28 protein-coding genes are annotated in these 25,960 nt (G+C 61.2%); 21 read left to right on the top strand and 7 right to left on the bottom strand.

Going from position 1 to position 25,960, the window contains the following annotated elements; all coding sequences use genetic code 11:
• The first annotated feature begins 336 nt into the window (after window positions 1-336).
• The 8 genes from prfB to GIW02_RS18770 all read left to right on the top strand — a co-directional run bounded on the left by prfB (window position 337) and on the right by GIW02_RS18770 (window position 7,665).
• A protein-coding gene (gene prfB, locus GIW02_RS18805) for a peptide chain release factor 2 (protein ID WP_095943132.1) occupies window positions 337-1,432 on the top strand; the annotation gives its coding sequence in 2 pieces (ribosomal slippage) (window positions 337-408 and window positions 410-1,432; 1,095 coding nt in all).
• A gap of 95 nt (window positions 1,433-1,527) precedes the next feature.
• The gene (lysS, locus tag GIW02_RS18800; protein ID WP_236411836.1) at window positions 1,528-3,027 is read left to right on the top strand and encodes a lysine--tRNA ligase; all 1,500 of its coding nucleotides are present in this window, start codon (window positions 1,528-1,530) and stop codon (window positions 3,025-3,027) included.
• A 106-nt stretch (window positions 3,028-3,133) separates the two neighbouring features.
• Window positions 3,134-3,850: a TetR family transcriptional regulator gene (locus GIW02_RS18795; RefSeq protein ID WP_236411837.1), complete on the top strand. Its 717-nt coding sequence runs from the start codon at window positions 3,134-3,136 to the stop codon at window positions 3,848-3,850.
• 128 nt (window positions 3,851-3,978) lie between these two features.
• Window positions 3,979-4,524 (top strand): hypothetical protein, encoded by a 546-nt coding sequence (locus GIW02_RS18790; RefSeq protein WP_236411838.1) that lies wholly within the window; start codon window positions 3,979-3,981, stop codon window positions 4,522-4,524.
• Window positions 4,525-4,545: 21 nt separating this feature from the next.
• Window positions 4,546-5,823 (top strand): flavohemoglobin expression-modulating QEGLA motif protein, encoded by a 1,278-nt coding sequence (locus tag GIW02_RS18785; protein ID WP_236411839.1) that lies wholly within the window; start codon window positions 4,546-4,548, stop codon window positions 5,821-5,823.
• Window positions 5,824-6,000: 177 nt separating this feature from the next.
• Window positions 6,001-6,906, top strand: a complete 906-nt coding sequence (locus GIW02_RS18780; protein WP_236411840.1) for an alpha/beta hydrolase — start codon at window positions 6,001-6,003, stop codon at window positions 6,904-6,906.
• Entirely contained in the window at window positions 6,903-7,229 is a 327-nt protein-coding gene (locus tag GIW02_RS18775; protein ID WP_236411841.1) for a hypothetical protein, read from the top strand. Before GIW02_RS18780 ends, GIW02_RS18775 begins: the two co-directional genes overlap by 4 nt.
• A gap of 124 nt (window positions 7,230-7,353) precedes the next feature.
• The gene (locus tag GIW02_RS18770; RefSeq protein ID WP_236411842.1) at window positions 7,354-7,665 is read left to right on the top strand and encodes a hypothetical protein; all 312 of its coding nucleotides are present in this window, start codon (window positions 7,354-7,356) and stop codon (window positions 7,663-7,665) included.
• A gap of 52 nt (window positions 7,666-7,717) precedes the next feature.
• Here GIW02_RS18770 and GIW02_RS18765 read toward each other — a convergent pair whose 3' ends face one another.
• Both GIW02_RS18765 and GIW02_RS18760 read right to left on the bottom strand, forming a co-directional pair.
• On the bottom strand, window positions 7,718-8,503 hold the full coding sequence (locus tag GIW02_RS18765; protein WP_012722563.1) for an OmpA family protein: 786 nt from the start codon (window positions 8,501-8,503) through the stop codon (window positions 7,718-7,720).
• 55 nt (window positions 8,504-8,558) lie between these two features.
• Window positions 8,559-8,969, bottom strand: a complete 411-nt coding sequence (locus tag GIW02_RS18760) for a DUF4398 domain-containing protein (protein WP_173390380.1) — start codon at window positions 8,967-8,969, stop codon at window positions 8,559-8,561.
• Here GIW02_RS18760 and GIW02_RS18755 point away from each other — a divergent pair.
• Window positions 8,956-9,123 carry a hypothetical protein gene (locus GIW02_RS18755; RefSeq protein WP_236411843.1) on the top strand — a complete coding sequence of 56 codons (168 nt, stop codon included), beginning with the start codon at window positions 8,956-8,958 and terminating at the stop codon, window positions 9,121-9,123. The two genes, GIW02_RS18760 and GIW02_RS18755, sit on opposite strands and share 14 nt — an antisense overlap.
• 145 nt (window positions 9,124-9,268) lie before the next feature.
• On the opposite strand, the gene GIW02_RS18750 is transcribed toward GIW02_RS18755, so the two are convergent.
• Entirely contained in the window at window positions 9,269-9,613 is a 345-nt protein-coding gene (locus GIW02_RS18750; RefSeq protein WP_236411844.1) for a pilin assembly protein, read from the bottom strand.
• Between the two features lie 165 nt (window positions 9,614-9,778).
• On the opposite strand from GIW02_RS18750, the gene ppc reads away from it, so the two are divergent.
• The 7 genes from ppc (at window position 9,779) to GIW02_RS18715 (ending at window position 17,084) form a co-directional block, all read left to right on the top strand.
• Complete coding sequence (gene ppc, locus GIW02_RS18745) at window positions 9,779-12,424, top strand: phosphoenolpyruvate carboxylase (RefSeq protein WP_236411845.1); 2,646 nt, start codon at window positions 9,779-9,781, stop codon at window positions 12,422-12,424.
• Between the two features lie 299 nt (window positions 12,425-12,723).
• Window positions 12,724-13,371: an adenylate kinase gene (gene adk / locus GIW02_RS18740; RefSeq protein WP_101267187.1), complete on the top strand. Its 648-nt coding sequence runs from the start codon at window positions 12,724-12,726 to the stop codon at window positions 13,369-13,371.
• An 89-nt stretch (window positions 13,372-13,460) separates the two neighbouring features.
• Window positions 13,461-14,144 (top strand): tRNA (adenosine(37)-N6)-threonylcarbamoyltransferase complex dimerization subunit type 1 TsaB, encoded by a 684-nt coding sequence (gene tsaB / locus GIW02_RS18735; protein ID WP_236411846.1) that lies wholly within the window; start codon window positions 13,461-13,463, stop codon window positions 14,142-14,144.
• A gap of 232 nt (window positions 14,145-14,376) precedes the next feature.
• Complete coding sequence (locus tag GIW02_RS18730; protein WP_236411847.1) at window positions 14,377-14,667, top strand: hypothetical protein; 291 nt, start codon at window positions 14,377-14,379, stop codon at window positions 14,665-14,667.
• A complete protein-coding gene (locus GIW02_RS18725) occupies window positions 14,667-15,527 on the top strand; it encodes a DUF72 domain-containing protein (RefSeq protein ID WP_236411848.1) in 861 nt (286 codons plus the stop codon). Before GIW02_RS18730 ends, GIW02_RS18725 begins: the two co-directional genes overlap by 1 nt.
• A gap of 27 nt (window positions 15,528-15,554) precedes the next feature.
• Entirely contained in the window at window positions 15,555-16,382 is an 828-nt protein-coding gene (locus GIW02_RS18720) for an isocitrate lyase/PEP mutase family protein (RefSeq protein ID WP_236411849.1), read from the top strand.
• Between the two features lie 3 nt (window positions 16,383-16,385).
• Window positions 16,386-17,084, top strand: a complete 699-nt coding sequence (locus tag GIW02_RS18715) for an extensin family protein (RefSeq protein WP_236411850.1) — start codon at window positions 16,386-16,388, stop codon at window positions 17,082-17,084.
• 2 nt (window positions 17,085-17,086) lie between these two features.
• On the opposite strand, the gene GIW02_RS18710 is transcribed toward GIW02_RS18715, so the two are convergent.
• Window positions 17,087-17,707, bottom strand: coding sequence for an energy transducer TonB (locus tag GIW02_RS18710; RefSeq protein WP_236411851.1), 621 nt, complete (start codon window positions 17,705-17,707; stop codon window positions 17,087-17,089).
• Between the two features lie 96 nt (window positions 17,708-17,803).
• On the opposite strand from GIW02_RS18710, the gene GIW02_RS18705 reads away from it, so the two are divergent.
• Window positions 17,804-18,586 (top strand): class I SAM-dependent methyltransferase, encoded by a 783-nt coding sequence (locus tag GIW02_RS18705; RefSeq protein ID WP_236411852.1) that lies wholly within the window; start codon window positions 17,804-17,806, stop codon window positions 18,584-18,586.
• Window positions 18,587-18,804: 218 nt separating this feature from the next.
• On the opposite strand, the gene GIW02_RS18700 is transcribed toward GIW02_RS18705, so the two are convergent.
• Window positions 18,805-19,440, bottom strand: a complete 636-nt coding sequence (locus GIW02_RS18700; RefSeq protein ID WP_236411853.1) for a TetR/AcrR family transcriptional regulator — start codon at window positions 19,438-19,440, stop codon at window positions 18,805-18,807.
• 93 nt (window positions 19,441-19,533) lie between these two features.
• On the opposite strand from GIW02_RS18700, the gene GIW02_RS18695 reads away from it, so the two are divergent.
• The 4 genes from GIW02_RS18695 to GIW02_RS18680 all read left to right on the top strand — a co-directional run bounded on the left by GIW02_RS18695 (window position 19,534) and on the right by GIW02_RS18680 (window position 24,729).
• Window positions 19,534-20,634: an efflux RND transporter periplasmic adaptor subunit gene (locus GIW02_RS18695; protein WP_236411854.1), complete on the top strand. Its 1,101-nt coding sequence runs from the start codon at window positions 19,534-19,536 to the stop codon at window positions 20,632-20,634.
• A gap of 6 nt (window positions 20,635-20,640) precedes the next feature.
• Window positions 20,641-23,706 (top strand): efflux RND transporter permease subunit, encoded by a 3,066-nt coding sequence (locus tag GIW02_RS18690; protein WP_236411855.1) that lies wholly within the window; start codon window positions 20,641-20,643, stop codon window positions 23,704-23,706.
• Window positions 23,707-23,708: 2 nt separating this feature from the next.
• Window positions 23,709-24,302, top strand: a complete 594-nt coding sequence (locus tag GIW02_RS18685) for a threonine transporter RhtB (protein ID WP_236411856.1) — start codon at window positions 23,709-23,711, stop codon at window positions 24,300-24,302.
• Between the two features lie 145 nt (window positions 24,303-24,447).
• Window positions 24,448-24,729 (top strand): hypothetical protein, encoded by a 282-nt coding sequence (locus tag GIW02_RS18680; RefSeq protein ID WP_236411858.1) that lies wholly within the window; start codon window positions 24,448-24,450, stop codon window positions 24,727-24,729.
• 58 nt (window positions 24,730-24,787) lie between these two features.
• On the opposite strand, the gene GIW02_RS18675 is transcribed toward GIW02_RS18680, so the two are convergent.
• Complete coding sequence (locus tag GIW02_RS18675; RefSeq protein ID WP_236411860.1) at window positions 24,788-25,477, bottom strand: DUF4197 domain-containing protein; 690 nt, start codon at window positions 25,475-25,477, stop codon at window positions 24,788-24,790.
• A gap of 67 nt (window positions 25,478-25,544) precedes the next feature.
• Complete coding sequence (locus GIW02_RS18670) at window positions 25,545-25,946, bottom strand: YbaY family lipoprotein (protein WP_236411863.1); 402 nt, start codon at window positions 25,944-25,946, stop codon at window positions 25,545-25,547.
• Between the last annotated feature and the right edge of the window lie 14 nt (window positions 25,947-25,960).

Below are 25,960 nucleotides of genomic sequence, written 5' to 3'. Positions count from 1 at the left end.
TAACCCGGCAGGACGCCGGGTTAGCCGCGCTGGGCCAAGGATGGCCCATCGCGGCGGCCCACGGATTCAAGGCTGCGTGCGGGCACACCGAGCCGGAGGCGAGGTGCCGAGTGGTGGGGCAAGAGCCCTTTTGGTTACTTTTGGGGCTCTTTTCCAAAAGTGACCCGCCGTAAGGGCGGAACCATACTCAGCCGTTACCCCAGCAACGGATATGCCCCCAATCCAATCCAATCCAACCTCCACCCTCGAGCCTTTTCGCCCAGCGGGCTGCCGCTCCCCCCCATTTGCCGTTATACTCGCCGGCTTTCAAAAGTTCGCCAACGAGTGCTGCCCGCCATGGAAATCAACCCGATCCTTAACACCATCAAGGACCTGTCCGAGCGCTCCGAAACTATTCGGGGGTATCTTTGACTACGATCAAAAGCACGAGCGTCTGACCGAAGTCAATCGCGAGCTTGAAGATCCTGCTGTCTGGAACAAACCTGAATACGCCCAAGAGTTGGGCCGCGAGCGCGCTGCGCTGGCACAGATCGTCGACACCCTCGACGAACTGAACACCGGTCTGGCCGATTGCCGTGACCTGCTGGACATGGCCGTCGAAGAAAACGACGAAGGCGCAGTGGGCGATGTCGTCGCCGAGCTGGCCCGTCTCGAGGAAAACCTCGCCAAGCTTGAATTCCGTCGCATGTTCAGCCACGAAATGGACCCGAACAACGCCTACCTGGACATCCAGGCCGGTTCCGGCGGCACCGAAGCTCAGGACTGGGCCAACATCCTGTTGCGCATGTACCTGCGCTGGGCCGACAAACGCGGTTTCGACGCCACCATCATGGAGCTGTCGGCCGGTGAAGTCGCCGGCATCAAAGGCGCGACCGTGCACATCAAGGGTGAATACGCCTTCGGTTGGCTGCGCACCGAGATCGGCGTGCACCGCCTGGTGCGCAAGAGCCCGTTCGACTCCGGCAACCGTCGCCACACCTCGTTCTCTGCAGTGTTCGTCTCGCCAGAGATCGACGACAAGGTGGAGATCGAGATCAACCCGGCCGACCTGCGTATCGACACCTACCGTTCCTCCGGTGCCGGTGGTCAGCACGTAAACACCACTGACTCGGCCGTACGTATCACCCACGTACCGACCAACACCGTGGTCAGCTGCCAGAACGAACGTTCCCAGCACGCCAACAAGGACACCGCCATGAAAATGCTGCGGGCCAAGTTGTACGAGCAGGAAATGCAGAAGCGCAACGCGGCTTCGCAGGCGCTGGAAGACACCAAGTCGGATATCGGCTGGGGTCACCAGATCCGTTCTTATGTGCTCGATGCGTCGCGGATCAAGGATCTGCGCACTAACATCGAACGCAGCGACTGTGACAAGGTACTCGACGGCGATATCGACGAATACCTGGAAGCCAGCCTGAAATCAGGCCTGTAACACCCTCTGTGGGAGCGGGGGGGACGCCTAGTCCTTGCCCCGCGATCCCCAGCCACAGGCTGGGGCAACGAACCTGTGATGGAAAATTTAAAGACATGAGCGACCAACAACTCGACCAGGCCCTGCAACAGGAAGAAAACTCCCTGATCGCCCTGCGCAAGGAAAAGCTTGCTGCCGAGCGCGCCAAGGGTAACGCCTTCCCCAACGACTTCCGCCGCGAAAACTACTGCGATGCCTTGCAGAAACAGTACGCGGACAAGACCAAGGAAGAGCTGGCAGAGGCTGCGATCCCGGTCAAGGTGGCAGGTCGCATCATGCTCAACCGTGGCTCGTTCATGGTGATCCAGGACATGACCGGGCGTATCCAGGTCTACGTCAACCGCAAAACCTTGCCTGAAGAAACCCTGGCCTCGGTGAAAACCTGGGACATGGGCGACATCATCGCCGCCGAAGGCACCCTGGCCCGTTCCGGCAAGGGCGACCTGTACGTCGAGATGACCAACGTGCGCCTGCTGACCAAGTCGCTGCGCCCGCTGCCGGACAAGCACCACGGCCTGACCGACACCGAGCAGCGCTACCGCCAGCGCTACGTTGACCTGATCGTCAACGAAGACGTGCGTCAGACCTTCCGCGTGCGTTCGCAGGTTATCGCGCACATCCGCAGCTTCCTGATGGCGCGGGACTTCCTCGAAGTGGAAACCCCAATGCTGCAAACCATCCCCGGTGGTGCTGCAGCCAAGCCGTTCGAAACCCACCACAACGCGCTGGACCTGGAAATGTTCCTGCGTATCGCGCCAGAGCTGTACCTCAAGCGCCTGGTAGTGGGTGGCTTTGAGAAAGTCTTCGAGATCAACCGCAACTTCCGTAACGAAGGCGTCTCGACCCGTCACAACCCGGAATTCACCATGTTGGAGTTCTACCAGGCCTACGCCGACTACGAAGACAACATGGACCTCACCGAAGAACTGTTCCGCGAATTGGCGCAGCTGGTTCTGGGCAGCACCGACGTGCCGTACGGCGACAAGGTGTTCCACTTCGGCGAGCCGTTCGTGCGTCTGTCGGTGTTCGATTCGATCCTCAAGTACAACCCTGAGCTGGCCGCCGACGACCTCAACGACATCGACAAGGCCCGCGCGATCGCCAAGAAAGCCGGCGCCAAGGTGCTGGGCTTCGAAGGCCTGGGCAAACTGCAGGTGATGATTTTCGAAGAGCTGGTGGAGCACAAGCTGGAACAGCCGCACTTCATCACCCAGTACCCGTTCGAAGTGTCGCCGCTGGCCCGTCGCAACGACGACAACCCGAACGTCACCGACCGTTTCGAGCTGTTTATCGGCGGTCGCGAAATCGCCAACGCCTACTCCGAGCTTAACGACGCGGAAGACCAGGCCGAGCGCTTCATGGCCCAGGTGGCCGACAAGGACGCCGGCGATGACGAAGCCATGCACTACGATGCCGACTTCGTCCGCGCTCTGGAATACGGCATGCCGCCAACGGCCGGTGAAGGTATCGGTATCGACCGCCTGGTGATGTTGCTGACCAACTCGCCGTCGATCCGCGATGTGATCTTGTTCCCGCACATGCGGCCACAAGCGTAACCGTAGCGATATCCCAAGCCGCCTTTTATAAGGCGGCTTTTTTATGCGGCGTTTATAAGCGTCAAGCAAACAGCGCCAGGTTTTGATCTATTCAAGGATGTGTGTGGTGAACCGCGTAATCGCTCAAGAAGGCGCCGCCGGCATTGCCGCTGCCGTGGCTGAAAGCGTCCAGTACCAGGGCCGCAAGGCCAGTCGTCGGGGCAGCGAGCAACGCAGGCAAGACATTCTCGATGCGGCCATGCGCATTGTGGTGCGCGAGGGCGTGCGCGCCGTGCGCCATCGCGCGGTGGCGGCGGAGGCGGGGGTGCCGTTGTCGGCCACCACCTACTATTTCAAGGATATCGATGACCTGCTCACCGATACCTTCGCTCAATACGTGGAACGCAGCGCCGCCTTCATGGGCAAGCTCTGGGTGCGCAATGAAGGCCTGCTGCGCGAGATGGTCGCCTACGGCGATGGCAGCGCGGCGTCGCGCTCGCAATTGGCCGACGATATTGCGCGGCTGACCGCCGATTACGTGCAGCGCCAACTGAGCAACCGTCGCGACCACCTGATGGCCGAGCAGGCCTTTCGCCAGGAAGCCTTGCTCAACCCGCGCCTCGCGGAGTTGGTGCGTTCCCATCAGCAGATCCTGTTGCAGGGCACCGGGCAGTTTTTCCAGGTATTGGGCTCGCGCGAGCCGCAACAGGATGCCAAAGTGTTGACGGCGATAATCGGTCGGATGGAATATCAGTGCCTGTTGGGCGGAGCAGAGCCTCTGACCGCTGACGAGATGCTTGAGATCCTCAAGCGTTACATGCATTTGGTGTTGGCCTCGGTCTAGCCAAGCCTATGCGCGATCTGCTTTATGTGGGAGCTGGCTTGCCTGCGATAGCATCACCTCGGTTTACCTGAAGTATCGAGGTGCCTGTATCGCAGGCAAGCCAGCTCCCACACCTGATGGGGTGTTCAATGAAAACCTGGCGTGTCGCGCTAATCGCCGTGTTCCTGCTGTTGAGCGGTTGCCTCGTGACCTTCAAGGACCCGCTGCCCGCGCGCGAGGCCGCGCCGGATGAACTGCTGGGCCAGTGGGCCAGCAAAAATGCCTGGGGCGAACCGCTGAACCTGCAGATCACCCGTGCGGGTAAACACCACTACAAAGCCGTGAGCTACCCTACAGCCAAGCCGGGCCAGCGTGATGAGTACCTGTTTACGGTGTCGCGCCATGGCAGTCGCTGGTATTTGTCGGCGCCGTTGCCCGCCAAGCTCGGCGGGCAGTTCATCCTGGCGGGATTTGAAATCGACGAAAAACACGAATTGGTGGTCTACAACCTGGACCTGGAGCAGGTCCACCAAGCCATAGGCCAGCAGGCGTTGCGCGGCCATACCGTGGAAACCGTCGAAGGCGACGGGGTGTTGATCGATAGCCCGATGAGCCAGGTATTTGCCTACCTGGATGACCCGGCCAACGCCGATGTGTTCGTTGAAGCCGTGCGCTACCGGCGCGCGGGCAAATAACGTTTTAAGAGGAAGCACCGGGTGGACGATTACCAGCAGACGATACGCACCTTGTCTGATCGCATTGTGCTGGCACAAACACCGATTCGCGTCCTCGACGCCGTGAAGTGGGACGAGAACATTCGCCAGGGATTCCTCAAGGGCAAGGGCAAGGAAATGCCCAAGGTGGACCGCGACTATTACCTGAACCGCCCGCTTGCCTTTGACTCCAGCGCAGTCAAGCTGGAGTTCCAGAACATCGAACGCGACATCACCCGCCGCCTCGGCCAGTTCAGCCCGGTGGGGCAGATCATGCGCCGCATGTGCCGTGAGTACCGCATGGTGGTGCGTATGCTCGAAGCGCGCGGCACCGAGGACTTCGGCCTGATCTCCCAGGAACTGTATGGCGCCGCCTCCGATGCCTTCCACGCGGGCGACCCGACCCTGGCTGACCTGGGCCTGATGCTCTCCGACTACCTGAACAATATCGACGGCCGTGGCGACCTCAAGGACGAAGCCAAGACTCTCACCGCCAAAGACGCCGTGGCGTTGCTGCAAACCCGACTGAACAAGGTATTTGGTGAGGCTGAAGAGACCATCCGCGTGTTCGAGTCCGACGGTATCGTCGCCGACGCCGCGGCGGGGGCCGACTACATCAAGATCCGCGCCGATGCGATGTTCAACGACCGCGACGTGCGCGCCCTCGAAGTGCACGAGGGCCTGGTGCACGTGGGCACCACGCTCAATGGCCAGAACCAGCCGATCTGCACCTTCCTGTCCAAGGGGCCGCCGTCGTCCACCGTGACCCAGGAGGGCCTGGCGATCTTGATGGAGATCATCACCTTTGCCTCCTACCCGAGCCGCCTGCGTAAATTGACCAACCGTACCCGCGCCATCCATATGGTGGAGGAGGGCGCGGATTTCCTGCAGGTGTTCGAGTTCTTCCGCGAGCAAGGCTTTGAAGTGGCCGAAAGCTACGGCAATGCCAGTCGGGTTTTCCGCGGCTCTGTGCCGAACGGCCTGCCGTTCACCAAGGACCTGTCCTACCTCAAGGGCTTTATCATGGTCTACAACTACATCCAGCTGGCCGTGCGCAAAGGCAAGCTGGAACAAGTGCCGCTGCTGTTCTGCGGCAAGACCACCCTGGAAGACATGCGCACCCTGCGCCAACTGGTGGACGAGGGCCTGGTGGTGCCGCCCAAGTACCTGCCGGAGCAGTTCCGTGACATGAACGCACTGGCGGCGTGGATGTGTTTCTCAAACTTCCTCAACCACCTGAGCCTGGACCGGATCGAGGCGGATTACTCGAATATTCTTTAAATGGATTTTCCGGGCGAAACCGGATCAAAAATGTGGGAGCGGGCTTGCTCGCGAATGCGGTGGGTCAGCGCCGAATATGTTCGCTGACACACAGCATTCGCGAGCAAGCCCGCTCCCACATTTGATCTCCACTAGCCTGTAAGATCGATTACCCACCCATTCACGAGGCTTCAACGGATGAGAATCCTCGGCATTCTGTGCCTGCTACTCACCTTGAACGGCTGCAGCTCGCTGCTGTTCTACCCCGAGCCCGGCCTGCCGTTCACGCCGGAAAAAGCCCACCTGCAGTACCGCGACGTCACCCTCACCACTGCCGACGGTGTGAAGCTGCACGCGTGGTGGCTGCCGGCCAAATCCGGCGTGCCGCTCAAGGGTACGGTGCTGCACCTGCATGGCAACGGCGGCAACCTGGCCTGGCACCTGGGCGGCAGTTGGTGGCTGCCGGAGCAGGGCTATCAGGTCTTGCTGCTGGACTATCGCGGTTATGGGCTGTCGGAAGGCAAACCCTCGTTGCCGGCGATTTACCAGGACATTGACGCCGCGTTCAGCTGGATCGACAAGGCCCCCGACACCCAGGGCCAACCGCTGATCGTCCTCGGCCAAAGCCTGGGCGGTGCGTTGGCGGTGCATTACCTGGCGGCCCACCCGGAGCGACAGGCGCAGCTCAAGGCGCTGGTGCTGGACGGCGTGCCGGCCAGTTACCGTGACGTAGGACAATTCGCGCTGAGTACCTCCTGGTTAACATGGCCCTTGCAGGTGCCGTTGTCCTGGCTGGTGCCGGACGCTGACAGTGCGATCCATGCGATGCCCCGCCTGACCGGCGTGCCCAAGCTGCTGTTTCACAGCCTGGATGACCCGATCGTGCCCGTGGCCAATGGCATCCGCCTGTACCAGGCCGCGCCGCCGCCACGGGTGTTGCAGTTGACCCGGGGTGGGCATGTGCAGACCTTTGCCGACAAGACCTGGCAAACCGTGATGCTGCGTTACCTGGATGACCCGCAGCACTTCAACGGCCTGCGCCGCCTGGGCGAAATCCCGAATTACCCACGTCCCAATGTTGATTCATCAGAGAACCCGCAATGAGTGAAGAACGCAACATGATCCCGCTGATCCTCACCGGCATCGGCACCATCATCGGTACCGTCGGTTGCCTCTGGTACTACGGCTACCTGCACTTCGCCAAACCCCAAGATGCGTTGCTGCTCAGCGACTTCACCCTGCTCAAGACCGTGCCGGGCGAGGACTACAAAATCTCGCTCACCCCGGCCGCCCAAGTGGCGCAGTGCGTGGATGGCGTGCTGGTGATGTTTGATACCGAGCAGAAGGGCTTGAGCGGTGTTCTGGTTAATAACAAGAAGCAGGCTGTGCGCTGCTTGGGTCAGGAAACCCCGCAATTGCAGCAGTAGCTCGCCCGTCAGCCACCACGCCTCATTGCGGAAATATCTGGAACCGTATCGCGTAAGAAGCCACTGACTGGTTTGTCAGTGTTGCTGATGGTTTCTTACGAATAACGAATCTTGGAGCGTAATGATGGACATTGGTGCTATCGGCAAAATGTTGGGCATGGCCAGGGGGCAAGAAAGCCTGGAGCAGGGCGGCGCGCAAGGCAAGCAAGGTGCTGAAGAGAAAGACAAACTGGACCCCATGAAGATGCTGATGGAGATGTTGTCGAAGGCTGCTGGCGGCGCTCTCGGCGGCGGTGGCGGTTCGCAAGGCTCTGGCGGTTCTGGCGGTTCTGAAGGTCAGATGGACCCAGAGATGCTCCAGAAGCTGATGGCCGGTCGTCAAGGCATGGAAGCCATGATGCCGGACGATGACACCGGCCGCAAAGTCGGCGGCTGACAGGCAAAAAAAACCCACCGTAAGGTGGGTTTTTTTATCCCGCGTCAATCCATCAGTTAGCGACGGAAGAACGTGGTTTAACCGGCTGGTTGTCGTTGGAGATGGTCACTTCAACGCGGCGGTTCATGGCGCGGCCCGACACGCTGCCGTTATCGGCAACCGGGTATTCCTTGCCATAGCCCTGGGTCACGATGCGCGAGATGTCCACGCCTTGCTGAGCCAGTGCACGTTGTACAGAGGCTGCACGACGCTCGGACAGGCTCTGGTTGTACGAATCGGAACCGGTGCTGTCGGTGTAGCCTTCGACGATCACTTTACGGTCCGGATTATCGCGCAGGAACTGCGCCAGCTTGGTGATGTTCACCAGGCCGCTGGATTTCAGGTCGGACTTGTTGGTGGCGAACAGCACGTCACCGAAGGTTACCAGCGTGCCGCGATCGGTCTGCTTGGCGTTCAGGCTGTCTTGCAGCTGCTTGATCTGCGCATCACGGGCGTCCAGCAGGGCGCGGGCACGTTCGTCGCCAGCGTTTTTCAGCTTGGCTTCGGATTCGCGCAGCACGATGGTGTCTTTGGCCACTTCAACACGCTGGTTGGTCAGGTAGGCCAGCTGGTCGACTTTCTTCTCGTCTTCCTTGTCGCGGTAGGCCTTGTCTGCCTTGTCCAGCCATTCGCTGGCGTCCTTGGTTTCAAGGGCGGCGAGCTTGGTGGCTTGCGGGTTGGTTTGCAGGGCCGAGAAGTTGGTCCGTGCGTTTTCCAGGTTCGCGTTCGGCGGGGTGGAGCAGGCCGCCAAGGCAACGCTCATCGCCAGCAGGGCAGGGATCATCAATTGTTTACGCATAGTCGTGTCGTCCTTTCAATTCGATATCAGGTGCGATGCAGTCAGGGCAAGCGGCTTATTTCTGCTGGATAGCAGCCGGGCGCATGCCTTCCTTACGCAGCTCGTCAACTGCCTTCTGGGAATCCTTCACAGCCTGTTCAGCCTTGGCGGCCTGGGATTTACGCTCTGCGACGCGAGCGTCCCACTCGGCTTGTTCAGCCAGGCGACGGGCTTCGTCGTAGTTCTTGTCGTGCATGGCAATCTCGGCTTGCTTGAGCTTGTCCTGAGCCGACTTCATTTCAACTGCTGCGTACTCGGTGCCGCCGGCGCTGACCGCGCTGTTTACAGCCGATTGAGTCACGGCGTATTGCTCGGTCGGTGGGTTGCCGGCGCAGCCAGCCAAAACGAAGCTGGTGCCGATTGCCAGCGCGGCCAATTTGAGCCCGCGCAGGTGGTTAAACGAGGATTTGGCAGTGCTGGTCTTCATCGTCTTCAACTCCATTGGATTACTCCTGAAAAACATCAAAATCCATCGTAAAGGGTCAGCGGCGGCGGGCCTGGCGGTTAAGCGTGGGGCACCTGTTCAAACGGCCGTTCCAAGTGATGGCTTACTGGCTGTGACCGGAGGCTTTTTTGAATAGTTCAGAGAAGATGGCGATTTGCCTAAAAAAATATCTGACTGAATGGTCAGCGTTTAAAAGTTGGAACTTTTACCACGCGCAACGGTACCCCGAGCCTGTGAAAGGCCCGGAATACAAGGGGATTACCAGGATGTAGAGCGGCGTGTCAGTGCTTGGATTCGTCGGCACTGGCCGCCAGATCGTGTAGATAACGACGTGACAGCGTCAGAAATCGTGGGGTAGGGCCGACGTCTTCGTACAACGGGTCGCCCTCTTCGTCGGTGGCGATTACCTGTTGGCCCTTGACGTAGGGGAAGCTCGCTTCCAGCTCTTCAAGGGCGGCGCCGATCAGCTCGCCGAGCAGTTCTTCGGTGTTGCGCTTGGGGTACATTTCGGCGATGGCCGCCAACCGCGCGGCAGCTTCGACATCCAAGTGGATCGCGTAGTCGGTTTTGGTCAGGCGACCCTTCGCGTTCTCTTCCCAATGCTGGGCCAGTTCTCGAATTTTCATGGCAACCTCAAGGGTGATGAGTGACCAGCCGCTTGCGTGGCTAAACGCGGCGACTCAGTGTTGAGACTAGCTGCAACTCACAAGGTTTAAAGTCTTGTCATAAAACGATGCTGGCGGCACTCTGGCAGACCTGCGCGTCCCGGATTTCTGGCTGGAGATTGGCTGATGAGTGATATCGATGCACGCTTGCGTGAGGATGTTCACCTGCTGGGTGAGCTGTTGGGCAACACCATTCGAGAGCAGTACGGCGATGATTTTCTCGACAAGATCGAGCAGATCCGCAAAGGCGCCAAGGCTGATCGACGCGGCGCCGCTGCGGAGAAAGCCGCTGGCGATGAACTGAGCGCCAGCCTCAACCAGTTGCAGGAAGACGAGCTGCTGCCCGTGGCCCGGGCGTTCAACCAGTTCCTCAACCTGGCCAATATCGCCGAGCAGTACCAGTTGATCCACCGGCGTGATGAGTCGCAACCGGCGCCATTCGAGTCGCGCGTGTTGCCGGAGTTGCTGGCCCGCCTGCAAAGCGAAGGTCACAGCAATGAGTCCCTGGCCCGTCAATTGGGGCGCCTGGAGATCGAACTGGTGCTCACCGCCCACCCCACTGAAGTGGCGCGCCGCACCCTGATCCAAAAGTACGATGCGATCGCCGCACAACTGGCGCTGCAGGATCACCGCGACCTCACCACCGCCGAGCGCGAGCAGATCCGCCAGCGCCTGCAACGGTTGATCGCCGAAGCCTGGCACACCGAAGAAATCCGCCGCACCCGGCCCACCCCCGTGGACGAAGCCAAATGGGGCTTTGCGGTGATCGAGCATTCGCTGTGGCATGCCATCCCCAACTACCTGCGCAAGGCTGACCAGGCCTTGCATGCCGCCACCGGCCTGCGCTTGCCGCTGGAAGCGGCGCCGATCCGATTTGCATCGTGGATGGGCGGCGACCGCGACGGCAACCCGAATGTCACCGCGCCGGTTACCCGCGAGGTGCTGTTGCTGGCGCGCTGGATGGCCGCCGATTTGTACCTGCGCGATATCGATCACCTGGCCTCTGAGCTGTCGATGCAGCATGCCAGCGCGGCGTTGCAGGCTCAGGTAGGCGACAGCGTCGAGCCTTATCGCGCGCTGCTCAAGCAGCTGCGCGAGCGCCTGCGTGCAACCCGCCAATGGGCACACACCTCGCTCACCGCCAGCACCCCGGCGCCTGCGGCGGTGTTGCAGAACAACCGCGACCTGCTGGACCCGCTGGAGCTGTGCTACCAATCGCTGCACGAATGCGGCATGGGCGTGATTGCCGATGGCCCGTTGCTCGATTGCCTGCGCCGCGCGGTGACGTTTGGTTTGTTCCTGGTGCGCCTGGATGTGCGCCAGGATTCCAGCCGTCACTCGGCGGCCATGACCGAAATCACCGATTACCTCGGCCTGGGGCGTTACGAGGATTGGGACGAAGACACCCGTATCAGCTTCTTGATGAAGGAACTGGCCAACCGTCGTCCGCTGCTGCCGGCCTATTTCAAGCCATCGGCCGATACCGCCGAAGTGCTCAACACCTGTAAGGAAGTGGCTGCCGCGCCAGCGGCGTCGCTCGGTTCCTATGTCATTTCCATGGCCGGTGCGGCGTCGGACGTGCTGGCGGTGCAACTGCTGCTTAAAGAGTCGGGCGTGCAACGGCCGATGCGCGTGGTGCCGTTGTTTGAAACCCTGGCCGACCTGGATAACGCAGGTCCGGTTATCGAACAACTGTTGCTGCTGCCCGGCTACCGTTCACGGTTGCAGGGCCCGCAGGAAGTGATGATCGGCTACTCCGACTCGGCCAAGGACGCCGGCACCACGGCCGCCGCCTGGGCACAGTACCGGGCTCAAGAACGCCTGGTGGATATCTGCCGCGAGCAGCAGGTGGAACTGTTGTTGTTCCACGGTCGCGGTGGCACCGTCGGGCGTGGCGGCGGCCCGGCCCACGCGGCGATCCTGTCGCAGCCGCCGGGTTCGGTGGCGGGGCGGTTCCGTACCACCGAACAGGGCGAGATGATCCGATTCAAGTTCGGCCTGCCGGACATCGCCGAGCAGAACCTCAACCTCTACCTGGCCGCAGTGCTGGAGGCGACCCTGTTGCCGCCGCCCCCTCCTGAACCGGCCTGGCGCCATTTGATGGACGAATTGGCGGCGGACGGTGTCAGCGCTTACCGCGCCGTGGTGCGGGAAAATCCGCAGTTCGTCGAGTACTTCCGCCAATCGACACCGGAGCAGGAATTGGGTCGCTTGCCCCTGGGCAGTCGCCCGGCCAAGCGCCGTGCGGGTGGGATTGAAAGCTTGCGGGCTATCCCGTGGATCTTCGGCTGGACCCAGACGCGCCTGATGCTGCCCGCCTGGCTTGGCTGGGAAGCCGCGCTGAGCAAGGCTTTGGAGCGTGGGGAAGGTGAGCTGCTGGGGCAGATGCGCGAGCAGTGGCCCTTCTTCCGCACCCGCATCGACATGTTGGAAATGGTGCTGGCCAAGGCTGACGCGGATATCGCGCGGCTGTATGACGAGCGCCTGGTGCAGCCGGACCTGCTGCCATTGGGTGCGCACTTACGCGACCTATTGTCGCAGGCATGCCGTGTGGTGCTTGGCTTGACTGGCCAGTCGCAACTGCTGGCGCATAGCCCGGACACGCTGGAGTTCATCCGCCTGCGTAATACCTACCTCGACCCACTGCACCTGTTGCAGGCCGAGTTGCTGGCGCGCTCGCGCCAACAAGACGCCGAGCAGGGCAGCCCTCTGGAACAGGCGCTGCTGGTGTCCGTGGCAGGTATTGCCGCCGGATTACGCAACACCGGTTAAGATTTTTTGCGTGTTCTCAACGGCTTGCAGAAGAACCACGACGGTCGCCCGGAAACGGGCGGTCGGCGTTTGCGCAGCCGGTTGCACTCAGGCACACCCAACCTGTGACGCATGCGCGGCGTGGGTTCCTGCGACTTTCGGCGGCTTGTGTGCTTTGGGCCCGCTGTGTATCTTGATCAGCCTTTGGCCGTTTGGGCGGCTTGGGCCCGTATGTTTTTACGAGCCACCTATTTATTACGAGATTGGCCCCACGCGGCGAATCCGAGCGTCATCTCTATAAAAAATTGAGGAGCACATCGATGCGCGTCATTCTGCTGGGAGCTCCCGGGGCCGGTAAAGGTACTCAGGCAAAGTTCATCACTGAAAAATTCGGCATTCCACAAATCTCCACCGGTGACATGCTGCGCGCTGCGGTAAAAGCCGGCACCGAGCTGGGCGTTCAAGCCAAAAGCATCATGGATGCCGGTGGCCTGGTGTCCGATGATCTGATCATCGCCCTGGTCCAGGACCGTATCGCGCAACCAGACTGCGCCAACGGCTTCCTGTTCGACGGCTTCCCGCGCACCATTCCCCAGGCTGAAGCCCTGGTGACGGCCGGTGTCGAGCTGGACGCCGTGGTCGAAATCGCCGTTGAAGACGAAGAAATCGTTCAGCGTATCGCCGGTCGTCGCGTTCACGAAGGCTCGGGCCGCGTGTACCACGTGGTCTACAACCCGCCTAAGGTTGAAGGCAAGGACGACATCACTGGTGAAGAACTGGTACAGCGCAAGGACGACACGGAAGAAACCGTGCGCCATCGCCTGTCGGTCTACCATTCCCAGACTAAGCCGCTGGTGGATTTCTACCAGAAGCTGTCCGCTGCCCAGGGCAAGCCCAAGTACAGCCACATCCCGGGCGTTGGCTCCGTAGAAGCCATCACCGCCAAGGTGTTGCAAGCACTGAGCTGATCAATGCCTCGGCTGCATGCTAACGGCCCGCTTGCGGGCCGTTGTTGTTTATACTGGCGCACTTTTTTTCAACTTGGACACCCACACCGATGAGCACCCTGCTGGCCCTGGACACCGCGACTGAAGCTTGCTCCGTTGCCTTGCTGCACGATGGCAAGGTAACCAGCCACTACGAGGTGATCCCGCGCCTGCACGCGCAAAAGCTGTTGCCGATGATCAAGCAACTGCTGGAAGAGGCAGGGACCACCCTGGCGGCGGTCGATGCCATTGCCTTTGGCCGTGGCCCGGGGGCGTTTACCGGGGTGCGTATTGCCATCGGCGTGGTGCAGGGCCTGGCCTTTGCGCTGGAGCGTCCGGTTTTGCCGGTGTCCAATTTGGCAGTGCTGGCCCAGCGCGCATTGCGCGAACACGGCGCTTCCCAAGTGGCGGCCGCGATTGATGCGCGCATGGATGAAGTCTACTGGGGCTGCTACCGCGAAACCGCCGGCGAAATGCGCCTGGTGGGCGTTGAGGCCGTGCAACCGCCAGAAGCCTCGGTAGTGCCGGAAGGCGCCAGCGGTGACTGGTTCGGCGCTGGCACCGGCTGGGGCTATGGCGAGCGTATCGGCGTGTCACCCGTGGGCCAGGACGCGGCAATGCTGCCCCATGCGGAAGATTTGCTGACCTTGGCGCGCTTCGCGTTTGAGCGCGGCGAGGCGATCCCTGCCGACCAGGCTGCACCGGTGTATCTGCGCGATAAAGTCGCGCAAACCAAAGCCGAGCGCGGCCTCTAAATCTGATGCGCGGGCTTGTCGTGGCGAGCGGGCTTGCCCGCGTTGGGCTGCGAAGCAGCCCCCTCAGACTAGAAGCCAATTGATATCAAACGCGCCGCGAACTGCGCCAATCGTCAGAATTTGCCCCCTGCTTTAAACCTTTTTCAAATTATGTGTTCTAGTTATCACCAGAGCATTTGCGCGCTACGGATTGCGCCACTAAAATGCCATTACTGATAGCGAGTTCGCGCCTATGCGTATTGATGGTTTTTCCTCACAGTCCTACCCAATCAAGCGCAAGCCGCGTAAGGCAAACGCCACGGTGGACGATTCCGTCGAGGACTCGCCGGACTTCATCGAAGTCCAAGCCGATGCGCAACCCAGCTCCCAGGCACGTATCAGCGGCCTTCCGGCCCGTCAGCAGGACATGGTCTTCCCACGTTCCATGAGCAAAAGCGTTGCGACCGCCCTGGCCAGTTACCTGACCACCGCCGGCTTTGTCGAATGGGATATGGAAGTGCTGGGCCTCGACATTCACATCTGATGCCTTTGCCTTATTTCATCGGTTGCCCGTCCTGGAGCGAAAACGCCTGGCGCGAGTACCTGTACCCCGCCGATGCCCGCTCCAACGACTACCTCGCCCTCTATTCCCAGGTCTTCAACGCCGTTGAAGGCAACACCACGTTCTATGCCCGACCCTCGGCCGCCACTGTGCAGCGCTGGGCCGAGATCATGCCCGAGGATTTTCGCTTCACGGCCAAATTCCCAGGAGATATCAGCCACAACGGCGATTTGCGTGAGCAGCTACCGGCAGCGGAAAGCTTCGTCGGCCTGATGAGCCCGTTGGGTGAGCGCGTCTCACCGCTGTGGCTGCAGCTCTCGGCGAATTTTACGCCGCAGCGCCTCGGCGAACTGGCGGGTTTTATCGATGGGCTGGACCGGCCCCTGGCAGTCGAGGTGCGCCACCAAGAGTTCTTCGCCAAAGGCGACGCCGAGCGCATGCTCAACCGCCTGCTGCGCGACCGTGGCGTTGAACGTATCTGCCTCGACTCTCGCCCTCTGTTCAGCTGCACCTCCACCGCGGCCGCCGTGCTGCATGCCCAATCGAAGAAGCCCAAGGTGCCACCGCGCCCGGCGGCGCTGACCCTGTTCCCCCAAGTGCGTTTTATCGGCCATCCGGAGCTGACGGCCAATGACCCGTTCCTGATCCCCTGGGTGGAAAAAATCGCTGGCTGGATCGAAGAGGGGCGCACGCCCTACGTGTTCCTGCACACCTCCGATAACCGCCTCGCCGCGCAACTGGCGCTGCGCTTTCACGGCATGTTGATGGCGCGTTTGCCAGGCTTGCCGGCGTTGCCGACCCTGGATCGAGAACCCGCAGCGGAGCAACTGGGGTTACTCTAGGCGTTCATTGCCCGCCAGGAGTCAGTCATGGATGCCCAAACCCTTCGCGCCGAAACCTTCAAGGCCTTGCATGAGCGTGATCGCGCATTTGTGATGCCCAATCCGTGGGATGCCGGCTCGGCGATCATGCTGGCCAGCCTGGGTTTCGAAGCCCTGGCCACCACCAGCGCGGGGTATGCGTTCAGCCTGGGGCGGCCGGATGCCGAGGGCGCGCTGTCGCTGGAGGACACGTTGGCCAATGCTGGCTCGATTGTCCGCGCGACTGCGTTGCCGGTGGCCGCCGACCTGGAAAACGGTTTCAGCGATACCCCCCAAGGCTGCGCCCAAACCATCCTGCGCGCCGCTGCCTGCGGTATCGTCGGTGGCTCCATCGAAGATGCCACCGGTATCGCGGTCGACCCGATCTATCCCTTTGACCTGTCGGTTGAGCGCGTGGAAGCCGCCGTCGCTGCCGCCCGCAGCCTGCCTTTTGCCTTTACGCTGACAGCCCGCGCGGAAAACCTCCTGCATGGCCGCCTGGATTTGCCCGACACCATCCGCCGCCTGCAGGCCTACGCCGAAGCGGGTGCCGACGTGCTGTATGCGCCCGGCCTGCGCAGTGCCGAGGAAGTGCTGGCGGTGGTCAAAGCCGTCGCGCCCAAGCCGGTTAACGTGTTGATGTCCGGCGGCTTGAACCTCAGCGTGGCGCAGTTGAGCGCGATGGGCGTGCGGCGTATCAGTGTCGGCTCGGCCATGGCCTTGGCGGCGTATGGCGAGTTCTACCGGGCGGCGCAGGAGGTTTATGAACTGGGCACGTTCACGTTCACCGAACGCAAGATGCCGTTCAGTCAGGCCAAACAGTTCTTCAAGGACTAAACAGTGCGTTTTTCCAAAGTGATCGGTGTGCTGCTGTTGCTCGGCGGCGCTTTCGCCGTGGGTGTGTGGCGCGGTTGGGTGCCGTTGCCGGCTGAGTGGAACCCTTGGGCGCCGCTGGACGTGCGCGACAGCCCGAACCTGTTGACGCGTTTCAAGCTGGGGCGTTTACAGAATGACCCGGCGCTGTGCGACCAGGTGCTGAAAACCTCCGGCCTGCGCGTCAGTCATCAAGCGGATACGGCGGACGATGCCGCGTGCCCATTGCGCAATGTCTTGCGCGTGCAGGGCGCTGAGGTGGCGTTGAGCAGCAGCTTTCTCGCCAGTTGCCCGCTGGCCGTCGCGTTTGCCCTGTTCGAGCGCCATAGCCTGCAACCGGCGGCCCAGGCGGTGTTTGGTCAGGCGGTGACGCGGGTCGAGCACTTGGGCAGCTTTGCCTGTCGCAATGTGTATAACCGTGCCGAGGGGCGACTCAGCCAGCACGCTTCGGCGAATGCCCTGGATATCGCCGGCTTTCGCTTGGCGGACGGGCGCAGTATCAGTGTGCTCAAGGATTGGCCGGGGCAGGGCGATAGCGCGCGGTTTCTGCGTCAGGCGCGTGACGGGGCCTGCGACGCTTTCAATGTCGTATTGAGCCCGGACTACAACGCCGCGCATCGCAACCACTTTCATCTGGATATGGGCCGTTGGGGCGTGTGCCGCTAGGCTTATGCGGCAAGGCGCAGGTTGTTGGCGATCAATGGGCGAGCCCAGTAGTAATCGAAATCCAGGGCTTTCTGCTGCGCGATCAGTTCTTCGGTCGGGTACGGCGTGGCAGCCGGCGGGAGCAGGTCCAGTTCAAATTCGGCAATCGGCAGGTGCAGCGGGCGTGGTTCCGGCGCCGGGCCTGGCTCTGGCACAGGCTGGCCGGCGGTCAGCACGATAGGGCGGACCCAGCCGCTTTCGAAATTCTGTTGGCGTTGCTGGGCGACGATTTCTTCTTCTGGGAATGGCGTAGCGGCCGGAGGCAGCAGCTCAGTCTCAAACTCGGCAATCGGCAGGAACAGCGGCTCAGGCGGGGCGATCTCGGTGTCGGTTACATCGCACTCACGCTGGGTGAGGATCTGCGACAACAGGTCAGCGCCCTCACTCGGCTCTACCGTCGGGTCTGCTGGCGCAGGGGCCTTGGCGGCGAGCGCGTCCGGCGTTTCACCGAGCTGCTCGGCCAGCGCCCGGGCGAAGAAGTCCTGCCACACATGGCTCACCCCGGCCAGCGCTTGAGTATTGCGCAGGCCGTAGTGGTTGTGGGTCGGCAGTACACCGATGGTTAGGGGAAGAATGTCTGACATTTTTCTCGGTCGACGCTCAGCTCTGGCAAAATACCTGACTGTTGTTTTTATCGGCCGCTTTTTGCCGATCCTTAATATTTTTGAGCGTAGTGATTGATGAGCGAACAACCCGCGGCCAGCCGCATCCAGGTCGAGGCCTTGGCCGAAGGTTTCCAGGCGCGCGCCGAGCAGTGGGCGGCGCTGCTGGGCTTGCCTCTCCAGCTCGCCGATGCGGATTTTTCCCTGCAAGTCGGTGAGCAAGGCCTACAGCTGCAACAGCTTGGGCCTGACGCGCCAGGGCCGGTGCGGGTCGACTTTGTGGAAGGCGGCGCAGCGCATCGACGTTTGTACGGCGGTGGTAGCGGGCAGATGATCGCCAAAGCCGTGGGCATCGCCCAAGGCGTACGCCCGCGGGTGCTGGACGCCACGGCGGGGCTGGGCAAGGACGCGTTCGTGCTGGCCAGCCTGGGCTGCGAGATGAGCCTGATTGAACGTCAGCCGCTGATCGGCGCTTTGCTGGAAGACGGCCTGGCACGAGCGTCGGAGGATTTCGAGGTGGCGCCGATCGTGGCGCGCATGACGCTGCTCAAGGGCAACTCCATCGACGTAATGCTCAACTGGCAAGGCGAGCCGCCCCAGGTGATCTACCTCGACCCGATGTTCCCTCACCGTGAGAAAACCGCCCTGGTGAAGAAGGAAATGCGCCTGTTCCGCCCGCTGGTCGGTGATGACCCGGACGCACCGTCCTTGCTCGCTGCGGCCCTGGCCCTGGCCAGCCACCGCGTGGTGGTCAAGCGTCCGCGCAAAGCACCGTGTATCGACGGGCCCAAGCCGAGCCATGCGCTGGACGGTAAATCCAGCCGCTATGACATCTACCCGAAAAAAGCCCTCAAACCCTGAAGATCACGCGTGTTGCGGCAAGCGGGCCTAGCGGGCTTATTGTGGCGAGCGGGCTTGCCCGCGTTGGGCTGCGAAGCGGCCCCAAAACCAAGCACCTCGGTCTACACGAGCAAACGCGGCGCTCTTAACGGGGGCCGCTTCGCGGCCCAACGCGGGCAAGCCCGCTCGCCACAACAGGCCCGCTTGCCACAACAGGCTCGCTCGCCACGGGATGTCGGTCAGGGCGTGTAGGCCCGCATGAACAACCCCACCACTTCCTGCACATGAGCTTCAGCCTCGGCCTCGCTCAGTTGGCCGCCACAGCCATACAACAGGCAGAAATTCGCCGTGCCCTTGAGCAGGCAGAAGAAGTGTTCGGCGGCCTTGAACGGCTTGTCGATGCTCAGCGCGCCGCTGCGGTCGATGTTGCCAAGCAGGCGCTCCATGCCTTGCAGCATGCGCATCGGGCCGGCTTCGAAGAAGATCTGTGAAAGTTTCACGTCCTGATTCCCGGTGGTCATCATCAGACGATGCAGGTTCACTGACTCTTCGCTGTTGATCAGGCGATGGAACCGTCGCGCGATATTCAACAACACCGTCTCTACAGGTACGTGTTCCGGCAGCTCGAAGTACATCACCGGTAACTGCTCTTCGCATGTGGCGACCACGGCGGCGGTGAACAGGGTTTCCTTGTCGGTGAAGTGGCTATAGACGGTCAGCTTCGACACGCCGGCCTCAAGGGCCACGGCATCCATGCTGGTACTGGCGTAGCCATTGCTCAAAAACAGCACTTTTGCTGCCTGGAGGATAGCCTGGCGTTTCGCCATGTCCTTGGGACGCCCGGGGCTATTGGTGTTTACAGGATTGTCGGACATTTTTACCTTTAATACTGGACTGGCGAGTTTGGTATTAATAACATACTGGCCAGTATAATTATTCCAAGCTCCCTTTGCGAAAGGTCCCTGAGCATGCGCAGTACTTTCCTGCCCTTTGCGTTGCCTGCCAGCCTGATTTTCCTCTTGGCCGCCTGCGGTCATGAAGAAGCGGCTCACACCCCTGTTCGGCCGGCCATGGTGGTGCAGCCGCAGCCCTCGGCGCTGGCGATGGACAGTTTCCCTGGCGAAGTGCGGGCCCGTTACGAACCGGACCTGGCCTTTCGCATCGGTGGCAAAGTCAGCAAACGGCTGGTGGAGGAGGGTGAGCGCGTCAAGGCCAACCAGCCACTGGCCGAACTCGACCCTCAGGATGTGCGCCTGCAACTGGAGGCTACGCGTGCGCAGGTGGCCGCCGCCGAGGCCAACTTGAGCCTGGTGCGCGCCGAGCGCGATCGCTACAAGACCCTGATGGACCGTCAGATGGTCAGCCGTTCCCAGTACGATAATTCCGAAAACCTCTACCGATCCGGCGAAGCGCGCCTCAAGCAGATCAAGGCTGAGTTCAACGTGTCCAGCAATCAGGCCGGTTACGCCGTGCTGCGCGCGCCACAGGACGGTGTGGTTGCCAAGCGTGCGGTGGAAGTCGGCCAGGTGGTTTCCGCCGGGCAAACAGTATTCACCCTGGCCACCGATGGCGAGCGCGAAGTGCTGATCAGCTTGCCGGAGCAGGGTTTTGGCCGCTTCAAGATAGGCCAGCCGGTCGCCGTCGAGCTGTGGAGCCAGCCGGGCCAACGCTTTGCCGGGCGCATTCGTGAGCTGTCGCCCGCAGCCGATCCCAAGTCGCGCACCTTTGCTGCGCGTGTTGCCTTCACCGGCGGCAAAGTTCCGGCAGAGCTGGGCCAGAGCGCCCGTGTGTTCATCCAGGCCGATGGCGTCATTGCGCTGTCGGTGCCGCTGTCTGCCCTCAGTGCAGAGAACGGTGCTGCCTACGTCTGGCGCGTACAGCCGGACAACACCCTCAAGCGCACACCGGTGCGTATTGGCGCCTTTGGCGAAAACACCGTACCGGTGCTCGAAGGCTTGAACCCCACTGATTGGGTAATTGCCGCCGGCGTGCATGTGCTCCACGAGGGCCAGCAAGTGCGCCCGGTGGATCGCTCCAACCGGGTGGTGAATCTGGCGGCCAAGGAGTAGTCCCCGATGGGTTTCAATCTTTCCGAATGGGCGTTGCGTAATCGCCAGATTGTTCTGTTCCTGATGATCCTGCTGGCCGTAGTCGGCACCTTGTCCTACACCAAGTTGGGACAAAGTGAAGACCCGCCCTTTACCTTCAAGGCCATGGTCATCAAGACCAACTGGCCCGGGGCCACAGCCCAGGAAGTCTCGCGCCAGGTCACCGAGCGTATCGAGAAAAAACTGATGGAGACCGGTGAGTACGAGCGCATCGTTTCGTTCTCGCGGCCGGGCGAGTCCCAGGTCACCTTCATCGCTCGCGACTCCATGCACTCGGCGCAGATTCCCGAGCTGTGGTACCAGGTGCGCAAGAAGATCAGCGACATCCGCCAGACCTTGCCGCCGGATATCCAGGGCCCATTTTTCAACGATGAATTCGGCACTACCTTTGGCAATATCTACGCGCTGACCGGCGACGGTTTCGACTATGCGGTGCTCAAGGACTACGCCGACCGTATCCAGATTCAGCTGCAACGCGTGCCGGATGTGGGCAAGGTCGAGTTGCTTGGCCTACAGGACGAGAAGATCTGGATCGAGTTGTCCAACCTCAAGCTCGCCACCCTCGGTCTGCCATTGGCCGCCGTGCAGCAGGCGTTGCAAGAGCAGAACGCGGTGTCCACCGCCGGCTTCTTTGAAACCCCGAGTGAGCGCGTGCAATTGCGCGTGTCGGGCAACTTCAAGACGGTGGAAGAGATCCGCAATTTCCCGATTCGTGTCGGTGATCGCACTTTCCGTATCGGCGACGTGGCTGACATCCACCGTGGCTTCAACGACCCGCCGGCACCGCGCATGCGCTATATGGGCGCCGACGCCATCGGCCTGGCCGTGGCCATGCGCGACGGTGGCGACATTCTGGTGCTGGGCAAGGCGCTTGAAGGCGAATTCGCACGCCTGCAGAAGAACCTTCCGGCAGGTATGGAACTGCGCAAGGTGTCGGACCAACCGGCAGCGGTAAAAACCAGCGTCGGAGAATTCGTCCAAGTGTTGGCAGAGGCACTGGCCATCGTCTTGCTGGTGAGTTTCTTCTCCCTGGGTGTGCGCACCGGCATGGTGGTCGCCCTGGCGATTCCGCTGGTGCTGGCGATGACCTTTGCGAGCATGTATTACCTCGGTATCGGCTTGCACAAGATCTCACTTGGCGCGTTGGTGTTGGCCCTGGGACTGCTGGTGGATGACGCGATCATCGCCGTGGAAATGATGGCGATCAAAATGGAGCAGGGGTACGACCGGCTTAAAGCCGCGAGTTTCGCCTGGACCAGTACCGCCTTCCCGATGCTCACCGGTACGCTGATCACGGCGGCAGGCTTCCTGCCGATTGCCACTGCGCAATCGAGTACCGGCGAATACACCCGTTCGATCTTCCAGGTGGTGACCATTGCGTTGCTGGCGTCGTGGGTCGCAGCCGTGGTGTTTGTGCCGTACCTGGGGGAAAAACTCCTGCCGGATCTGGCGAAGATTCACGCAGCCAAGCACGGCACCGACGGTCCGGATCCCTACGGCACACCTTTCTATCAGCGAGTAAGGCGTTTGGTGGAGTGGTGTGTGCGTCGGCGCAAAACCGTGATCGTGTTGACCCTGCTGCTGTTTATTGGCTCGGTCGCGCTGTTCCGCTTTGTGCCGCAGCAGTTCTTCCCGGCCTCCGGGCGCCTGGAGCTGATGGTTGATCTCAAGCTCGCCGAGGGCACTTCCCTGAGCAATACCGCCGATCAGGTTAAACGCCTGGAGGCGCTGCTCAAGGAGCACGCCGGTATCGACAACTACGTGGCCTACGTGGGCACCGGTTCGCCGCGCTTCTACCTGCCGCTGGACCAGCAGCTGCCAGCGGCCAGCTTTGCGCAATTTGTGGTGCTGGCCAAGACCATCGAAGAGCGCGAAAGCCTGCGCACCTGGCTGATCGAAACCCTCAACGAACAGTTCCCGGACCTGCGCTCGCGGGTCACGCGCCTGGAGAACGGCCCGCCCGTGGGCTATCCGGTGCAATTTCGAGTAACCGGCGAACACATCGAAGAAGTCCGCGCCCTCGCACGGAAAGTGGCGGCCAAGGTTCGCGAAAATACCCACGTGGTCAACGTGCACCTGGATTGGGAAGAACCGAGCAAAATCGTGTACCTGAATATCGACCAGGACCGCGCCCGCGCCCTTGGCGTGAGCACCGCCAACCTGTCGAAATTCCTGCAGAGTTCTCTGACCGGCTCCAGCGTCAGCCAATACCGGGAGGATAACGAGTTGATCGAAATCCTCCTGCGCGGCACGGTCCATGAGCGCACCGAGTTGTCCCTGCTGCCGAGCTTGGCCGTGCCGACCGACAACGGCACAAGCGTAGCGCTGTCACAGATCGCCACCCTGGAGTACGGCTTCGAAGAGGGCATTATCTGGCACCGTAACCGCCTGCCGACGGTCACCGTTCGCGCCGACATCTACGGCAAGGACCAACCGGCGACCCTGGTTCAACAGATTCTGCCGACGCTTGAAGGCGTGCGCGCTGAACTGCCGGACGGTTACCTGCTGGACGTTGGCGGCACCGTCGAAGACTCCGCCCGTGGGCAGAACTCGGTGAAGGCTGGCGTGCCGCTGTTTATCGTGGTGGTACTGACCTTGTTGATGCTGCAACTGCGCAGCTTCTCACGCACGGCGATGGTGTTTCTGACGGCGCCCCTGGGCCTGATTGGTGTAACGCTGTTTTTGCTGGTATTCCGCCAGCCCTTCGGCTTCGTGGCCATGCTGGGCACCATCGCCTTGTCGGGCATGATCATGCGTAACTCGGTGATTCTGGTGGACCAGATCGAACAGGACATCAAGGCCGGCCTGGCGCCGTGGCAGGCGATCATCGAAGCCACCGTCCGTCGCTTCCGTCCGATTGTTCTTACAGCCCTGGCGGCGGTGCTGGCGATGATCCCGCTGTCACGCAGCGTATTCTTCGGGCCGATGGCGGTGGCAATCATGGGCGGGTTGATTGTGGCGACGGCGTTGACCCTATTGTTCCTGCCGGCCCTGTATGCTGCGTGGTTCCGAGTGAGGAAGGACGTCGCGTAATCATGCTGGCCACTGTTTCAGCCCTGATCTTGTTGTTGCTGGCCCCCGGCCCGACCAACACCCTGCTATTGCGTGCCGGAGTGTTGTTCGGGTATCGGGCTTCGTGGAAGCTCGCCTTTGTCGAGTGCTTGGCGTACCTGCTGCAGGTATCGCTGTGGGGAGTGGCGTTGCTGCATCTGGCGACCTATTCGCCGGGCGCGTTGAAAGCCACGCAATTGGCGGCGGCCTGCTACCTGCTGTATGTCTCGTTCAAGCTGTGGCAGCGCAAAAGCACGGATATCACCCCCGCGGGCGACCGTTTTTCCGGCTTGTATTTCTTCTGGCTCACGGTGATGAACCCCAAAGGCTTGCTGATCGTTTCGTTTATCGCGCCGATCAGCGCGTTCGCCTCGCTGCAGGGGTATGCCGCGTTCATGGCCACGCTCGCGGTGGTGGTGATACCGGTGGGGTCTGCCTGGATCGTGCTGGGCAGCCGCTTCGAAGGGGTTCAGAAAGCGTGGCTCACGCCGTTGAAGATCAACCGGGTAACGTCCGTGGCGATCTGCTGTTTTGCCACGCTCATGATGGGTCGCCTGGCGGACTCGGTGATTCATTGATTTACATGCCGATGCAAGTCGGCAGCGAACCAGATGGAACGTTAGTATTTTTTTACTCCACTCAGAAAAGCCTGATGGACAGGCACAGGTTTTGACTTGCGCAGTGAGCGGTCGAGCCTATTTCAATGAGTTTATGGAGTGTTATATGACCTTTTTTTCTACTATTGCCAATGTCAAAGGTGCGTTTATCGGAGCCCTGCTGGGCAACAATTCACAGCGTAACGAGTGTGGTTTCACCAAACCTTGCAGGCCGGTGTACGTGAAAACGGTTACTCACAATCATCATCTGCATCCAGCCAAGCCAACTGTTTGCCAGACCCAGACCACTCACCCATGTAACAGCCATCCGCATCCGCACCCGCACTCGGTCAATGACTATTCACAACAGTGCATTCCGTCGTACCCGCTGTGTTCGCTGAGTCGTTAAGAGGCTTAGTCTGAAGCAGCTGTGCCCAGGGTTGCCCTGGGCACAGTGAGAGAAGGGGTTACAGCGCGCCAAAGACCTTTTTGGCCAGGCTGGTGGCTGCCGCCGCCGGGTTCTTGCGAATGGTTTCTTCCTGCTGCGCAATCATCTTGAACAACCCGTCCAGCGCCTGTTCGGTCACGTAGTTTTCGACATTGGCGCTCTTGGCGTCTACTGCGCCGAAGGCCGCAGCCTTGCCGGCGAGGGCGTTGTATTGCTGGGCGACACCGACCTTGTCGGTAGCTGCCTTGACGATCGGCAGAAACTTGGCGCGGATCTCTTCGCGACTGCTTTTGTTCAGGTATTGAGTCGCCGAATCCTGGCCGCCGCTGAGGATTCCCTTGGCGTCCGTCACACTCATGTTCTTCACCGCGTTGACCAGGATCGGTTGAGCCTGGGTCACAGCCGTTTCGGCCGCCTTGTTCATGCTGGTTTCCAGCTGCGTGACTTGATCGCCCATACCAAACATCTTCAGCTTGTCGGCGACTTTGCCCAGTTTGCCGGGAAGGCCGATTTTTACTTCTGGGTTATTGCTGAAACCACCGGGTACGCCCAGTTGTTTCACGGCGATCTGGGCGCCTTGGGTCAGTGCGTCCTTGAGGCCGCCGCTGGCGTCGCCCTGGGACAGGCTGCCAAGGTCCAATGCCATAGCGTTGGCACCGAGCAGCAGGCCGGCACACAGGGCAGTGAGGCGAAGAGAGTTACGGAGCATGGGCGCTTCCTTATGTTCGTAAAGTCAGTGTTCGTAGGTTCAGTGTTCGTCGCTCAGTGTTCGTCGCTCAGTGTGCGACCGCATCAACCCGCAGGCGCAGTGGCTGTGGGTCCTGGCCATTGAGCTGCACGGTGTGTCGTTCGGTGGTGATAAACAGTAGCTTGCCATCCAGCTCGATGCGAGCACTCACCGAGTAAGTGTGGCCGGGTTTCACGTGCGCCGGGTCGTAGCTCAGGTGAAACGGCAGCGGCACCTGGCCTTTGACCGGGCCTTTCTGCTCCGCGAGCGTGACAGCCGGGACATCCATCAGCGATACGTCCTGCAGGCTGACGCTCAGGGTGGCAGCCGGCGGCAGGGCGATGCGTTGCAGGTAGAACACTTCGCCGTCGAGGCTGGCCGTGGGGGCGGGGTTCATGGATTGGCAGGCTCCGAGCAGGGCAGTGAGGCCCACGAGGATGATCTTTTTCATGGTACAGCTCCTTT

The sequence above is a fragment of the Pseudomonas syringae genome (assembly GCF_021606685.1).
In the GTDB taxonomy this organism is placed as follows: domain Bacteria; phylum Pseudomonadota; class Gammaproteobacteria; order Pseudomonadales; family Pseudomonadaceae; genus Aquipseudomonas; species Aquipseudomonas syringae_R.
The sequence above is the reverse complement of the archived record's forward strand: the minus strand, read 5'-3'. Positions and strand labels throughout refer to the sequence as shown.

What these genes read in the sequence shown, in the direction of transcription:
- lysS (WP_236411836.1), top strand. Translation starts at nt 1,528, where the DNA reads ATGAGCGACCAACAACTCGACCAGGCCCTGCAACAGGAAGAAAACTCC.
- ppc (WP_236411845.1), top strand. Translation starts at nt 9,779, where the DNA reads ATGAGTGATATCGATGCACGCTTGCGTGAGGATGTTCACCTGCTGGGT.
- tsaB (WP_236411846.1), top strand. Translation starts at nt 13,461, where the DNA reads ATGAGCACCCTGCTGGCCCTGGACACCGCGACTGAAGCTTGCTCCGTT.
- GIW02_RS18730 (WP_236411847.1), top strand. Translation starts at nt 14,377, where the DNA reads ATGCGTATTGATGGTTTTTCCTCACAGTCCTACCCAATCAAGCGCAAG.
- GIW02_RS18675 (WP_236411860.1), bottom strand. Translation starts at nt 25,477, where the DNA reads ATGCTCCGTAACTCTCTTCGCCTCACTGCCCTGTGTGCCGGCCTGCTG.
- GIW02_RS18695 (WP_236411854.1), top strand. Translation starts at nt 19,534, where the DNA reads ATGCGCAGTACTTTCCTGCCCTTTGCGTTGCCTGCCAGCCTGATTTTC.
- GIW02_RS18725 (WP_236411848.1), top strand. Translation starts at nt 14,667, where the DNA reads ATGCCTTTGCCTTATTTCATCGGTTGCCCGTCCTGGAGCGAAAACGCC.
- GIW02_RS18760 (WP_173390380.1), bottom strand. Translation starts at nt 8,969, where the DNA reads ATGAAGACCAGCACTGCCAAATCCTCGTTTAACCACCTGCGCGGGCTC.
- GIW02_RS18700 (WP_236411853.1), bottom strand. Translation starts at nt 19,440, where the DNA reads ATGTCCGACAATCCTGTAAACACCAATAGCCCCGGGCGTCCCAAGGAC.
- GIW02_RS18720 (WP_236411849.1), top strand. Translation starts at nt 15,555, where the DNA reads ATGGATGCCCAAACCCTTCGCGCCGAAACCTTCAAGGCCTTGCATGAG.
- GIW02_RS18780 (WP_236411840.1), top strand. Translation starts at nt 6,001, where the DNA reads ATGAGAATCCTCGGCATTCTGTGCCTGCTACTCACCTTGAACGGCTGC.
- adk (WP_101267187.1), top strand. Translation starts at nt 12,724, where the DNA reads ATGCGCGTCATTCTGCTGGGAGCTCCCGGGGCCGGTAAAGGTACTCAG.
- GIW02_RS18765 (WP_012722563.1), bottom strand. Translation starts at nt 8,503, where the DNA reads ATGCGTAAACAATTGATGATCCCTGCCCTGCTGGCGATGAGCGTTGCC.
- GIW02_RS18775 (WP_236411841.1), top strand. Translation starts at nt 6,903, where the DNA reads ATGAGTGAAGAACGCAACATGATCCCGCTGATCCTCACCGGCATCGGC.
- GIW02_RS18685 (WP_236411856.1), top strand. Translation starts at nt 23,709, where the DNA reads ATGCTGGCCACTGTTTCAGCCCTGATCTTGTTGTTGCTGGCCCCCGGC.
- GIW02_RS18680 (WP_236411858.1), top strand. Translation starts at nt 24,448, where the DNA reads ATGACCTTTTTTTCTACTATTGCCAATGTCAAAGGTGCGTTTATCGGA.
- GIW02_RS18705 (WP_236411852.1), top strand. Translation starts at nt 17,804, where the DNA reads ATGAGCGAACAACCCGCGGCCAGCCGCATCCAGGTCGAGGCCTTGGCC.
- GIW02_RS18750 (WP_236411844.1), bottom strand. Translation starts at nt 9,613, where the DNA reads ATGAAAATTCGAGAACTGGCCCAGCATTGGGAAGAGAACGCGAAGGGT.
- GIW02_RS18790 (WP_236411838.1), top strand. Translation starts at nt 3,979, where the DNA reads ATGAAAACCTGGCGTGTCGCGCTAATCGCCGTGTTCCTGCTGTTGAGC.
- GIW02_RS18690 (WP_236411855.1), top strand. Translation starts at nt 20,641, where the DNA reads ATGGGTTTCAATCTTTCCGAATGGGCGTTGCGTAATCGCCAGATTGTT.
- GIW02_RS18770 (WP_236411842.1), top strand. Translation starts at nt 7,354, where the DNA reads ATGGACATTGGTGCTATCGGCAAAATGTTGGGCATGGCCAGGGGGCAA.
- GIW02_RS18710 (WP_236411851.1), bottom strand. Translation starts at nt 17,707, where the DNA reads ATGTCAGACATTCTTCCCCTAACCATCGGTGTACTGCCGACCCACAAC.
- GIW02_RS18670 (WP_236411863.1), bottom strand. Translation starts at nt 25,946, where the DNA reads ATGAAAAAGATCATCCTCGTGGGCCTCACTGCCCTGCTCGGAGCCTGC.